Origin of the sequence: Microcystis sp. LEGE 00066, from assembly GCF_015207925.1 — a bacterium.
Classification (GTDB): Bacteria; Cyanobacteriota; Cyanobacteriia; order Cyanobacteriales; family Microcystaceae; genus Microcystis; species Microcystis ichthyoblabe_A.
This window is the reverse complement of sequence record NZ_JADEVX010000122.1, coordinates 1-13,493: the sequence shown is the minus strand read 5'-3', so window position 1 is coordinate 13,493 and position 13,493 is coordinate 1. Positions and strand designations below refer to the sequence as shown.

Here is a 13,493-nt window from a genome sequence, read left to right as displayed (position 1 = left end):
CATAAGTTACGAGGGTCACAAACAGGGTGTGGGTATTATGAATTATGAAGTGGGGAATGGGGAGAGTTGAGAGGGGAGAAGAAGTCAGATCATTTGTACTGAATTTCCCGCTCAGTTTAAATGTAGTACAACTGAGAAGACGAACAACAAACCTCTAGAATTTGTCTTAGGATAATATTTGTCAGCTAAGAGGGGGATAATATGGGGCCATTCTGGTTAAAGGTGAGAACTTTTGGACAAAATATCTTAATCGGTTTAGTTTTAGTGCTATTAATTGGTTTTTATCACAGCATCAGCGCTAAATCTGCCTCATTAATGATTGTTTATCCTCCCGATAATCATCAAACCACGGCATCGAGAATCTTTTTTATTGGTTCTGCTCCTCCATCGGGTCAAGTTTTGCTCAATAATCAACCGATTGAACGCAGTGCTAAAGGATATTTTGCCCCTAGTTTTCCCCTAGAAGTTGGCGAAAATAATTTCACTATTCGCTATCAAAACCAAACTATTAATCGTCAAATAATTCGTCTAGATACTCAAGCAGTTATTCCCCACGAATTAGCTTTTGCTGATAACTCTCTCAGTCCTGCTGTCCATAGGACGAGGTTAGTGGGGGAATGGATTTGTTTTAGTGCGATTGCCACTCCCCAAGCTCAGGTTTCTGTGCAGTTAGGAGATAAAATCTTACCTCTTTTACCCCAAACTCAAACCACAAAACTGCCTAGTAATGCCGCAGTTTTAACTAATCTTAATCAAGCGAATTCCGAGGATAAAACTGGTTACTATCGAGGTTGTCAGCAGTTTAAGCAAGAGGCTAACTTAGGAAAACCTATTTTTACAGCACAATTAAATAATCGCTCGATTAGCCAACAAGGTCAAGGAGAAATTAACATTATTAGCGATCAAAATTTACCAGTGATTGAAATTATAGCTGCCCAAGGAGTAGCTCGCACGGGGCCGGGTAGTGATTATTCCCGTTTAACTCCTTTACCCCAAGGCACAAAAGCGAGAGTCACTGGGAAAGAAGGGGATTGGTTACGGTTAGATTATGGTGGTTGGATTTTAGAGCGAGAAACCCGTTTAATAGTTAATGAAGTCCTAGATAATGCTAATATTCGTGGTCTCTCTTCTCGCAGTATCAATCAAGCAACGGAAATTATTTTCCCCCTTTCCCATCCTGTACCCATCGCCGTGAGACAAGAGGATGATAAATTTATTTTGACCCTTTATAATACCATTGCCCAAACCGATACAATTTTTCTGGTGGATAATCCTTTAATCAGACGTTTAGATTGGCGACAAATCAACCCGACCACGATAGAATACACTTTTAATCTTAATCAAAAACAACAGTGGGGTTATAGTCTTCGTTATCAAGGGACAAATTTAATCTTAACCCTGCGTCATCCCCCGGAAAAAAGTGATAATTTACAGGGCAAAGTTATTTTATTAGATCCCGGACACGGAGGTAAAGAAACTGGTGCTGTCGGTCCAACGGGTTACACGGAAAAAGAGATTAATTTAGTTATGTCTAAATTAATTAAACGGGAGTTAGAAAAATTGGGGGCAACAGTTTATTTAACCAGAGAAACGGACATTGAGCTATCCCTACCAGCACGGGTAGAGATGATTAATAATCTGCAACCAACCCTAGCACTATCGGTTCACTATAATGCTTTACCCGATGATGGAGATGCCTTAAATACTCAAGGAATTGGCATATTTTGGTATCATCCCCAGGCAGCGGATTTATCGGTTTTTCTCCACGATTATTTAACCAAAAATCTTAACCGTCCTTCCTATGGAGTATTTTGGAATAATTTAGCTTTAACTCGTCCCTATAGTAGTCCTTCTTTGTTATTAGAGTTAGGATTTATGAGTAATCCTCAAGAATTTGAATGGATTACCGATACTCAGGCACAAAAACAATTAGCGCAAGTTTTAGCCGCCGGAATTAGCCAATGGTTTCAACAATCTGGGGTAATTGCTTCCAGTTAAGATTTAATGGCAATCCGAGGGATATAAGCTTAAGTAGCTGGTTATAATTAAATTAAAAATGGATTTTAGGTTCGATCCCCCCTGCCCCCCTTAATAAGGGGGGTGCCGATAGGCGGGGGGATCCCCCCTGCCCCCCTTGATAAGGGGGGTGTCTGACAACTTTTAACGCCTACCTACTTAAATCTTTATGAAAAATCAAGCCCTAGCTAGAAAGCCGGTGATAGGATTTTCTGGAGTCTTTATTGTAATCTGAGGAAATTCAATCAAGTTCATGGAAAAAATGTTACCAGTGAACAGCCATCGGACAAAATAACTGCTAGATTACAAGGTATAGTCGATCACTCTCTAGTAGATATTTAAACAGCGATCACTCTGGGATAAAAATCTCTGGATTAGCCAACAAATAAAGATAGTTTACTGAAAATTTGTCAACAATTCACGCCCTTATAGACAACTTGATCGCAGCCCCCCCTTATTAAGGGGGGATTAAGGGGGGATTAAGGGGGGATCAAAACCACCTTATTAAGGGGGGATCAATCTTCTATTTGATTAGAACTACTTACTTAAAAGTTAATTATTGCCATCAACAGATTCATCAAAATTATCTAGATTTAGCTGAAAAAGCCCACCTCAAGGTTGGGGTAGCCCAATTAAATCTCACTCTTGTTATTATTCTGCTCTACCCATGACTAACTCTTTATATATCAGCACGACGGCAACGGGAAGCGGTAAAGCGTTAGTAGCTTTAGGAATTATTGACTTAATTCTCCGCAAAACTAATAAAGTTGCTTTTTTCCAGCCAATTGTTCTTGACTGTTCCCAAGGTCATCGGGATGAAGACATTGACTTAATCCTCAATTATTTTAAATTAGAACAAACCTACGAAGAGGCCTTCGGTTTATGTTACGAAGAAGTTAAGGATTTATTGGTACAACAAAAATTTGATGAAATCATCGAAAGAATTATCAAAAAGTTTAAAAACTTAGAAAAAAAATATGATTTTATCCTCTGTGAAGGTTCCGATTATCTGCAAGAAAATTCCGCCTTTGAATTTGAACTAAATACAGAAATCGCCAAAAATCTCGGCCATCCCATCTTAATATTAGGTAATGCCCACCAGCGCAGTATCGAAGATGCCCTTAGTCCGATCCTGATTTCCTGCGACACCTACCAAGATAAAGGTTGTAAGGTGATTGGCATTATTATCAATCAAGCTGAAGAGGAAAAAACAGAGGAATTACGGAAAACCCTCACTAAAATTTTTCCCCCCCAAGAATATGCCCTGGGAGTGATTCCTCATAATGCCAAACTTAGCAGCCCGCGAGTAGCAGAAATCGCCCAACAATTACAGGCAAAAGTTCTCTACGGACAGCACAGATTAGATAGTTTAGCTAGTAACTTTCTGGTGGTGGCCATGCAGATGCAAAATGCCCTAGAGCGGATAAAAGAAGACAGTTTAATTATCACTCCTTGGGATCGCGGCGATGTGATTATCGGGATGTTACAGGCCCACCAATCGGCCAATTATCCCCAATTAGCCGGTATAGTCTTAACAGCAGGTCATGACCTCAATCCTTCGATCGCCCGTTTAATTGAAGGTTTGCCCGATCCCTTGCCGATTCTCTCCGTCACCACCGATACCTACACCACGGCCGAACACATCCACGATGTGCGAACCACCCTGACCTCGACGGACTACGATAAAATTAACCTCAGTCTGCAGCTTTTTCACAGTAACATCAATCTCGATCGCCTAGAAGCGCAAATTCGCACTTTGCGGACCCAGGGGATTACCCCGAAGATGTTCACCTATAATCTCGTACAACAGGCCAAAGCGCAAAAACGTCACATCGTTTTGGCCGAAGGAACCGAACCGCGCATCCTCCAGGCAGCCACAGTTTTAATCGAACAGGATATCGTCGATTTAACCCTCTTGGGACAACCGGACGAGATCGAAATAGTGATTAAAAAACATGGTATCACTCTCGATCTCGATCGTCTGCAAATTATTAACCCCGTGGCTAGTCCCCATTTTGAAAGCTATGTGCAGACCCTCTACGAAGCGAGAAAAGCCAAGGGAATGAATCTCGATATGGCCCGGGATTATGCTCAGGATGTCTCCTATTTTGGCACTTTAATGGTGTATCAAGGCGATGCTGATGGTATGGTATCGGGGGCGGTGCATACCACTCAACACACGATTCGGCCTGCACTCCAGATTATCAAAACTAAGCCCGATTGTGCGATCGTCTCCTCGGTCTTTTTTATGTGTCTAGAGGATCGAGTCTTGGTCTATGGGGATTGTGCGGTCAATCCCGACCCCAGTGCCGAGGAATTAGCCGAAATCGCCCTATCTTCTGCCGAAACCGCCCAAAAATTCGGAATTGAACCGCGAATCGCCCTGCTTTCCTATTCTTCGGGTCAATCGGGCCAGGGAGAAGACGTGGAAAAAGTACGACAAGCGACTAAAATCGCCAGGGAAAAACGCCCCGATTTGAAGCTAGAAGGGCCGATTCAGTACGATGCGGCGGTAGATAGGGAAGTAGCCGCCCAAAAAATGCCGGGATCAGAGGTGGCGGGCCAAGCAACGGTGTTTATTTTTCCTGACCTGAATACAGGTAATAATACTTATAAAGCCGTGCAGCGGGAAACGAAAGCTTTAGCCATCGGTCCAATCCTACAGGGATTAAAAAAACCCGTCAATGATCTCAGTCGCGGTTGTACCGTTCCCGATATTATCAATACGGTGGTAATCACAGCCATTCAATCCCAATCTTTTTGAGTCATGGTCATTTCAGAACAGAGAGAGAGTTTACCAATTTTTACCTTGATCGATATTTCCCAAAAACTAGCAATACTTACAAAAACATTATCGGTATTTTCAAGACTATCTCGCAGCGAAACAGGCAAAATTGGGTCATCCTCAGCTAACCAGATAAAGACATGAGTATCTATTAAAGCACTCTTCATTACCTATAGTCCTTAAAGTCTTCTAAGGGAGCATCAAAGTCATTAGCTAAAGGTAAAACGAAAGTTCCTTTTATTGAACTGGCTAAAGTTCTTTTAACAGTTACAGATTCTTTTGCTGCTTGTTTATCTTCTTCTGTTCGGTCAGACTTAGTGAGCAAATATTCGGCATAATGTAAAAGTTCAGTTTTGAGAGCATCGGGCATATTCTCAACTATATTCTTAAGGGCTGAATCTATACTCATAATGGCTCACTTTTAGTTAAATTAATGAATATTTAGGGAAAGTAGCGATAAAATTCACGTCGGTGTAGGAGCCGCATTACCTCAATGTTATTATCAACAACGGCTATTCCTAATCGATATTCACCAAGGCGTATTCGGTAGCGATTGGTAGCTCCCTTCATTGGCTTGACATTACCAATATCCTGCAATGATTTGGCATTGGGTAAATCTCTAAAAGCAAGCTGTAAAATTTGCTCATAAACAGGCTGGTTTTTCAATGCCTTCAAATCTTTGAGAAATCTTTTTCGATATTGAACCTTCAAGGTAAATCTATTCCTCCAAATAAGCCAGTGCCTCTTCGATATCTAACAGTGGACTCTGCTGTGCCTCATCCATCGCTTGGTTAAGGCAGTAGTCTTCTATTGCTTCGGTGAACTCTTCACAAGACATATCTTCTTGGGGAAATACTTGTCTCCATAGTTCAATCGGAATAACAACGGCTTTGGGTTGTCCGTTTTGGTCAGTTAGGTATTCTATTGAAGGCATAGACAAGACTTGTCAAGTTTGATAAGTCTATGATATAGCACTACGCGATTACATTAGAAAACGGGTTTCTTTGAGAAACCCGTTTTCTGGAGCTTGTTATGCTTATTTCCTCCCGACCGGGCCGAAGCGGGAATCAAAACTATAATTAGAATGATTAAACCCCAACCATAACCCCGCCTCGATAGCCGATAACCGATCGCTAAACATGGATCCATCTTTCGCCCTTACTCTGCAAATTGTCATCACTGTGGTGGCGGGGATTACAGCCCAAGTCATCGCCGAATACCTGAAAGTTCCCAGTATTGTTTTCCTGCTCATTTTTGGGATTGCTTTAGGGTCCGATGGTTGGGAAATTCTACACCCCCAAAGTCTGGGAATTGGCTTAGAAGTCCTTGTTGCTCTCTCTGTGGCGATTATCCTATTTGAAGGCGGTTTAAGCCTAAGCGGACGGGAATTAGGGCGAGTTTCTGGCAGTTTACGCAATCTTGTCACCCTCGGTACTTCCATCACTCTCATTGGTGGCGGTATGGCAGCCCACTGGTTGGGGGAATTTCCCTGGCCGATCGCTTTTCTTTACGCTTCTTTAGTGGTAGTAACCGGTCCGACAGTGATCGGGCCTTTGCTGAAGCAAGTAGCCGTAGATCGACGGGTGGCGACGCTTTTGGAAGGGGAAGGGGTATTAATCGACCCTGTGGGCGCAATTTTAGCCGTAGTGGTGCTAAATACGATTATTGATAGTCATTCCCGCCCCATGGAAATTATCACCGGTTTAACCCTGCGTTTAGGCATCGGGGCGGCGATCGGCATTGCTGGAGGCGGATTGTTAAGTTTTATTATAAAAACTTGCAATTTTTTGACTTTTGAGTTAAAGAATCTCGTGGTTTTAGCGGGAGTCTGGGGATTATTTGGTTTATCGCAATTTAGTCGCAGTGAATCGGGGTTAATGGCGGTGGTAATGGCCGGAATTGTGCTAAAAGCGGCGGCAGTTCCCGATGAGCGGTTATTAAGGCGTTTTAAGGGTCAATTAACCACTCTTTGCGTGTCGGTACTGTTTATTTTATTAGCGGCGGATCTTTCGATCGCCAGTGTCATCGCTTTGGGTTGGGGCAGCGTCCTAACCGTGTTGGTTTTGATGCTGGTGGTACGTCCCCTGAGTGTGGCTCTGTGTACCCTAAAAAGTGACCTAAATTGGCGACATAAGTTATTTATCGCTTGGGTTGCCCCTAGGGGAATCGTTTCCGCTTCTGTAGCTTCTTTATTTGCCATTTTACTCACCCGTGCCGGTATTAATGGCGGTGAAGCGATCAAAGCTTTAGTCTTTTTAACAATTTTAATGACGGTTTTTATTCAGGGATTAACGGCGCGGTGGGTGGCAAAAGGGCTAAAAATCACTTCTTCTGCGGCAACGGGGGCAGTAATCGTCGGTTGTAATCCCCTAGGTTGCTTAATCGGCTGTTTATTCCAAGAACAAGGGGAAAACGTGGTTTTAATCGATACGGATGCCAGGGCCTGTCAGCAAGCAAAAGAAGAGGGTTTGACGGTGCTGCAGAGTAGCGCACTTGATACAAAAATACTACAAGAAGCGGGCATCGAATCCATGGGGACTTTTCTGGTTTTGACTAATAATAGCGAGGTTAATCTGGTTTTAGCCCAAAGAGCCAGCGAGGAATTTCATCCTCCCCGGTTGTTGGCTGCCTTTGCGGGAACCCCTAACCCAGATAAAAATAAGGTTAATCAGGTTTTTCTGCCTAGTTTTTCGGTCAAGGAATGGAATCAGTATTTAGACGATAATCAGATTAAATTAGGTAAAACTATCTTTAAAGGCAATGATTTGAGCGAACAACAGACCAGATTAACTAAATTAATCGAAAATGGTGAACTGCTGCCCCTACTATTGCGTCGCGATAATTCCCTACAGGTAGTAACAGAAAGGGAAGAATGGCGCACCGGAGACGAATTAATCTATATTCTGCGCGATTTACGCCCACAACTGCTTAAACGTCTTTCTGGCACTGTCAGAACCCGTTTATCTTTAGAAATCTTACCCGAAGTGGAAATCGCCACCAGTAGATAACTTGAGACTGTTCTATACTATTCAGTGGATTTAACCGGCTCAGGGCTTAAAATAAGCAACTGCCGACCGACGTTAGATTTAGCGACACCTAGCAGTACGGGATGTTCAGTTTTGGGGGCATCTTGGGGTAAAGCACGAAAAAGGTACAGCCATCCCCCTCTTTCCAGTAATAATCGCCAGACGCGATCTTGCTCCGTATCGGTTAGGTTGCGCTGTTGAATAATGCGGGCTAAATTAGGATCGCCAATGAGACTCTGCTGATCTTCGGGCGTTAGGGCTTCAAAAAGGGGCTGATTGGGGTCAAGATCCCCTGCTTCTTTACCTAAAATGAGCAGTTCCTTGGCACTAATCAGGGTGACAACGGGGAGAGTAGAAGTGGGATTCACCGCATCTCGACGGGCATCCTTTAAACCTTGATCCCGGGCAAGATGGAAGATGAGTAAGAGAATCCAACTCAGGAGAATCAGTTCCGAAGCGAGAGGAAGGGTTAATTGACGCTGAAAGCGGGGACGAGGAGCATAGGGTATTTTTCGGCGATTGCGTTGGTTTTGTCTTTTCAGTTGCCAATTTTTCAGTCTAGTTAGCCACTGTTGATATTGCCAGTGAAGGAAAGCAAGACAAAGGGTGGAAAGCTGAAAAAGTATAGGAATCAGAAGGGCAATAATCAGGGTGTTAGCAATACTTTGAGGCGTACCAAAGAAGACTTGAAGAGGGAGTAATAAGAAGGATTCAACCGGAAAATCGAGGCTGGTGATACCTAGTTGGTAATAGGCAAAGTATGCCCAACGATAGACCCAACCCGTATAGTACAATCCTGCGCCAATGAGACCGGCGGCACTGGCAAGATTGAGGAGAATCGTCGGGGGAGAAGGAGTCGTCACAGGGGGCTACTAACGCTAAAAAAGAATGCTAAAATTAGAGCCATTATAGGCGATCCTTGTAGGGCGAGTTATGGTCAGACGTTTAGGCTATGGAGCGAGTATTGCCGCGATCATCGGCGGGGTAATGGCGGTTTCTAGTATCGCTCAAGCGCCTACCCTCGAAGCGGCTTTACCGCAATTGGCAAATATTACGTTACAAAATAGCAGAAATTATAAGGGGGTGACGTTAACTCGGTTCGATCGCTCTCAGCGTCGGATTTCTTTTGAGCAAGGGGGTAAGGAGTTTAATCTACCCATTGCCCAAGTGACACAATTAACCTTAGAGGGAGAAACCATCATCAGTATTGCCGAAAACCCGATAATTGTGATTCAGGGAGAGGACAAGCGATGTGGTTCGGTTTATGCTGTACCGCGCCGTTTTGAGCATTTGAGTTTGGTGGAAAAGCAAAAGCGTAAGCAGGTAGAGATTAACTTATCAGATTTGCCTCCAGGGATGCAAAGAGATTTAACTCAGAAAGGGGCTTATGGTTATGTCTTGAAACAGTTAGAATTTGCTAATGGCGAGTTAAAAGCGGCAGGAGTGGTGCGTTGTCGGGCAAATTAATCACCAAAATTATGTCAATAAAAATCAGTATCAGGATTTTTAGGATTAAGGGATTAACAGGATTAGGTTATTGGCAAGGAGTAGGATAATTAAAGGATCATAAAGAATATTATATCTATCCTGAAAATCCTCCAATCCCCTAAATCCTGAGATCAGGATTTTTAGGATTAAGGGATTAACAGGATGGCTCTTCTAGGTTCTGTGTGATCGGTTTAACTTACATAGGATCGATCGATCTTTGTGTCCTTTGTGTCTTTGTGGTTCGTTCCACCCCCTCGCTAGGAGAAATGTATCTTAGAATACATTTTACCCACCAAACCTAGGAGAGCCACAGGATTAGGTTATTGGCAAGGAGTAGGATAATTAAAGGATCATAAAGAACATTATATCTATCCTGAAAATCTTCCAATCCTCAAAATCCTGATACTGGCATTGAGGATTAAAGGATTAACAGGATTAGGTGACTTGTGAAGAGTCTATAATTAAAGGATGCAGGGAATAGGACACCCACCCCCAACCCTATCCTGAAAATCCTACAATCCTCAAAATCCTGATACTGGCATTATGGAATTAGACGAAATCACCTATAAAATTATTGGTTGTTGTATGAAAATCCATCGAACACTGGGGAATGGGTTTCAAGAAGTCATCTATCAAAGATGTCTCGATATTGAATTAGGAAAAACAGGATTAACCTTTGAAAGAGAAAAAGAACAACTTATCTTTTATGAAGGAATACAAGTCGGAACAAGACGCGCTGATTTTACCGTAGAAGGAAAAGTCATTGTCGAATTAAAAGCAGTAATTCGCCTAGAAAATGTCCATCTTGCACAAGCAAAAAATTACGTCGTTGCTTATAATTTTCCCGTTGGTTTATTAATCAACTTTGGCGCAACCAGTTTAGAATACAAAAAGATATTTAATAATAGATAACAAATATCAGTATCAGGATTTAGAGGATTAAGGGATTAACAAGATTAGGTTATTGGCAAGGAGTACATAATTAAAGGATGCAGGGAATAGGACACCCACCCTCAACCCTATCCTGAAAATCCTCCAATCCTCAAAATCCTGATACTGGCATTGAGGATTAAGGGATTAACAAGATTAGGTTATTGGCAAGGAGTAGGATAATTAAAGGATGCAGGGAATAGGACACCCACCCTCAACCCTATCCTGAAAATCCTCCAATCCTCAAAATCCTGATACTGGCATTGAGGATTAAGGGATTAACAAGATTAGGTTATTGGCAAGGAGTAGGATAATTAAAGGATGCAGGGAATAGGACACCCACCCTCAACCCTATCCTGAAAATCCTCCAATCCTCAAAATCCTGATACTGGGATTGAGGATTAAGGGATTAACAGGATTAGGTTATTGGCAAGGAGTAGGATAATTAAAGGATCATAAAAAATATTATATCTATCCTGAAAATCCTCCAATCCTCAAAATCCTGATACTGGCATTATTGAGATAAAATAAAGAATCATTTGAGTCTGGCGAGGGGAAGCAATGAAGACAGGTTTAGGGATCTTACTCAGTCTAGGGCTAGTCGTAACAGCGCCGCATTTGACGGTTATAGCTTCCCCCCTATTGGTGCAGACGGATTTACGTCAAGAAGCTGATCGATTACTTCAAGAAGGTGCTGAATTGTTCCAGTCGGGAACATTAGAAGGCTATCAGGGGGCATTGGGGAAGTGGCAACAGGCGTTAAAGCTTTATCAACAACTTGATAGCAAATTAGAGCAAGCCGTCGTCCTCATCAGTTTAGGGCGTATCTATTCAGATTTAGGAGAGAAACAGAAGGCATTAAACTACTACCAACAGGCTTTACCTCTATCACGGGCAGTAGGGGACGTCAGTGTGGAGGCCACAATTCTCAGTGATATTGGTCTTATCTATGCAGATTTAGGGGAGAAACAGAAGGCTTTAGACTACTACCAACAGGCTTTACCCTTAAGGCGAGCGGTGGGCGATCGCAGAGGGGAAGCCGTTACTCTCCATAATATTGGTCGTGTCTATGATGATTTAGGGGAGAAACAGAAGGCATTAGACTACTACCAACAGTCTTTACCCCTATTTCAGTCGGTTGGCGCTACCGAAGGCACGCAAAGAGCACGCTCTGGGGAAGCCACTATTCTTAATACTATTGGTGGTGTCTATGCAGAGTTAGGGGAGAACCAGAAGGCATTAGACTACTTCCAACAGGCTTTACCCTTAAGACGGGCAGTGGGCGATCTCTCTGGGGAAGCCGTCACTCTCAGTAATATTGGGGCTATCTATGGTGCTTTAGGGGAGAAACAGAAGGCTTTAGACTACTACCAACAGGCTTTACCCTTAAGACGGGCAGTCGGCGATCGCACTGGAGAAGCCGTTACTCTCAATAATATTGGTTTTGTCTATTCAGATTTAGGGGAGAAACAGAAGGCATTAGACTACTATCAACAGGCTTTACCCTTATCGCGGGCAGTGGGCGATCGCGCGGGGGAAGCCAATACCCTCAATAATATTGGTTTTGTCTATCGGGATCAGGGAAAACCAGAAGTGGCGATTAACTCTTGGGAAAAATCCGCTAATCTGATTCTGGAGCTACGGCGGGGGGTTAGCCGTTCCTTGCGGGCAACTTTCCTAGAAAGTAAGCAAGGGACAAGCATCGCCCTAGTGGATCTCCTGATTCGCCAGAATTCCCCTCAAAAAGCTTTTGAATGGGCAAATCTCAGCACCACTTTTGACCTCGTGGATTACGATCGCCTTGCGGGAACGGAAGGACAAGTCAAAAATCCTGTCGCCAATCAAGCTTATCAGGAGTGGAAAGCACAGGCACGGCAACTGGAAGCCCGGCGCCAAGACTTACAAACCAATTTCAGCGACACCCTCTCCCAACAAGTCCTGAAACAACAAGCCGACCTCAACGAACAAGCGGAAACTCTCGTGGAAAAATACCCCGAATTAGCCGATTTACTGGAAATTACCCCCACCGACCTCGCCCAACTGCAAGCCAATCTACCTGCTAATACCACCCTCCTCCAACCGGTCCTACTCACAGGGACAGATAACGTTGAACATACCGTCGCCCTCTTTATCCTTACTCGTACCACCCTTCAGGTTCAGCAAGTTCCCGTCCCTAAAGATCTTAATGAGCGTCTGCAACGCTACGCCAGTCAACTGGAAAGCGACCTAGAAATCGTCGATCGCGCCCTCAGGTCCCAACTCTATGATCTGCTGATTCGTCCCATTGAAGCCCAAATTGCCCCGAATCAAACCCTGGCCATCATTGCCACGGGTGCTTTGCAAAGAATCCCCTTTGAAACCCTCTACGACAACCAAACTCAACAGTATCTCCTGCAAAAATATCCCATTCACTACCTCACCCGTCTGAGTAAAGTGCAGCCCCAACCCACGCCGAAAGTCAATAATCCTAGTGTCCTCGTCTTTGCTAATCCCCGTCCTACCCAAGTCGAATTAATCGGCACAGAAGCTCAAGCCGACTTTCTGCAAAAAACCTATGCCAACAGCCAAATCTACAAACACCAACAAGCCACCCTCGACACTTTTTTAAGTCAATCGCCTCGGTTTCCTATTCTGCACTTAGGCACTCATGGTTGTTTCCGTCCAGAGGGGTGTCCTAGCCTAGGCATGAAAGCGAATACCCTACTGTTTGCCAACAAGAGAGAGTATGAACTCAAAGATGCCGTGAAACTGGGACTGCAAAACACCGAATTGATTACTATTGGCGCTTGTGAAACGGCGCGGGAAGTGGATGGAGTTGGTTTGGCGGGTTTGGCCTATGTTTGGGAAAGAGCGGGGGCGAAAACTACCCTCGCCAGTCTTTGGAATGCTACCGATTTGGTGCAATATTCCCAACAAAACAGCCCAAAATTGCCCACGGCGGCGATTTTAAATCAATTTTATACTAATTTACAACAGGGCATGACCAAAGCGGAAGCCCTCCGTCAAGCAAAACTCGCCCATATTGACCTTCATCCTTTCTTTTGGGCGGCGTTTATCCTGATTGGAGATGGTCAAGCGGTGGGAGCAAATGGCAGGTAGCAGGGAAGCTTTTTTTGGCTCTATTGTCAGCTTAACTCAACCCCATATCCGTCCGATAGTCAGAGGAAAAGCTGGAAAACCCGTAGAATTTGGGGCCAAATTCTCAGCAAGCTGTATAGATGGTTACATATTTTTAGACCGGATTAGTT

11 protein-coding genes are annotated in these 13,493 nt (G+C 43.7%); 6 read left to right on the top strand and 5 right to left on the bottom strand.

What is annotated here, in order from left to right:
• Nucleotides 1–201: 201 nt before the first annotated feature.
• Both IQ224_RS16045 and pta read left to right on the top strand, forming a co-directional pair.
• Nucleotides 202–1,998 carry an N-acetylmuramoyl-L-alanine amidase gene (locus tag IQ224_RS16045; protein ID WP_194033205.1) on the top strand — a complete coding sequence of 599 codons (1,797 nt, stop codon included), beginning with the start codon at nucleotides 202–204 and terminating at the stop codon, nucleotides 1,996–1,998.
• Nucleotides 1,999–2,683: 685 nt separating this feature from the next.
• Nucleotides 2,684–4,780 (top strand): phosphate acetyltransferase, encoded by a 2,097-nt coding sequence (pta, locus tag IQ224_RS16040; RefSeq protein WP_002748555.1) that lies wholly within the window; start codon nucleotides 2,684–2,686, stop codon nucleotides 4,778–4,780.
• Here pta and IQ224_RS16035 read toward each other — a convergent pair.
• The 4 genes from IQ224_RS16035 to IQ224_RS16020 are packed head-to-tail and all read right to left on the bottom strand — an operon-like array spanning nucleotide 4,762 to nucleotide 5,735.
• Nucleotides 4,762–4,968 carry a PIN domain-containing protein gene (locus IQ224_RS16035; RefSeq protein WP_002748554.1) on the bottom strand — a complete coding sequence of 69 codons (207 nt, stop codon included), beginning with the start codon at nucleotides 4,966–4,968 and terminating at the stop codon, nucleotides 4,762–4,764. The genes pta and IQ224_RS16035 overlap by 19 nt on opposite strands.
• Nucleotides 4,968–5,210 (bottom strand): DUF2281 domain-containing protein, encoded by a 243-nt coding sequence (locus tag IQ224_RS16030; protein WP_036402927.1) that lies wholly within the window; start codon nucleotides 5,208–5,210, stop codon nucleotides 4,968–4,970. Before IQ224_RS16030 ends, IQ224_RS16035 begins: the two co-directional genes overlap by 1 nt.
• Nucleotides 5,211–5,242: 32 nt before the next feature.
• Nucleotides 5,243–5,512: a type II toxin-antitoxin system RelE/ParE family toxin gene (locus tag IQ224_RS16025; RefSeq protein WP_002792733.1), complete on the bottom strand. Its 270-nt coding sequence runs from the start codon at nucleotides 5,510–5,512 to the stop codon at nucleotides 5,243–5,245.
• 7 nt (nucleotides 5,513–5,519) lie between these two features.
• Nucleotides 5,520–5,735, bottom strand: a complete 216-nt coding sequence (locus tag IQ224_RS16020) for a hypothetical protein (protein ID WP_002748551.1) — start codon at nucleotides 5,733–5,735, stop codon at nucleotides 5,520–5,522.
• Nucleotides 5,736–5,940: 205 nt separating this feature from the next.
• On the opposite strand from IQ224_RS16020, the gene IQ224_RS16015 reads away from it, so the two are divergent.
• Nucleotides 5,941–7,809 (top strand): sodium:proton antiporter, encoded by a 1,869-nt coding sequence (locus IQ224_RS16015; protein ID WP_194033204.1) that lies wholly within the window; start codon nucleotides 5,941–5,943, stop codon nucleotides 7,807–7,809.
• 17 nt (nucleotides 7,810–7,826) lie between these two features.
• On the opposite strand, the gene IQ224_RS16010 is transcribed toward IQ224_RS16015, so the two are convergent.
• On the bottom strand, nucleotides 7,827–8,690 hold the full coding sequence (locus tag IQ224_RS16010; protein WP_002748546.1) for a hypothetical protein: 864 nt from the start codon (nucleotides 8,688–8,690) through the stop codon (nucleotides 7,827–7,829).
• A gap of 70 nt (nucleotides 8,691–8,760) precedes the next feature.
• On the opposite strand from IQ224_RS16010, the gene IQ224_RS16005 reads away from it, so the two are divergent.
• From IQ224_RS16005 to IQ224_RS15995, 3 genes are all read left to right on the top strand, one after another.
• Nucleotides 8,761–9,294 carry a hypothetical protein gene (locus IQ224_RS16005; protein WP_194033203.1) on the top strand — a complete coding sequence of 178 codons (534 nt, stop codon included), beginning with the start codon at nucleotides 8,761–8,763 and terminating at the stop codon, nucleotides 9,292–9,294.
• A gap of 564 nt (nucleotides 9,295–9,858) precedes the next feature.
• Nucleotides 9,859–10,227: a GxxExxY protein gene (locus tag IQ224_RS16000; RefSeq protein WP_002755507.1), complete on the top strand. Its 369-nt coding sequence runs from the start codon at nucleotides 9,859–9,861 to the stop codon at nucleotides 10,225–10,227.
• Between the two features lie 579 nt (nucleotides 10,228–10,806).
• Entirely contained in the window at nucleotides 10,807–13,344 is a 2,538-nt protein-coding gene (locus IQ224_RS15995; RefSeq protein WP_194033202.1) for a tetratricopeptide repeat protein, read from the top strand.
• Nucleotides 13,345–13,493: the final 149 nt, after the last annotated feature.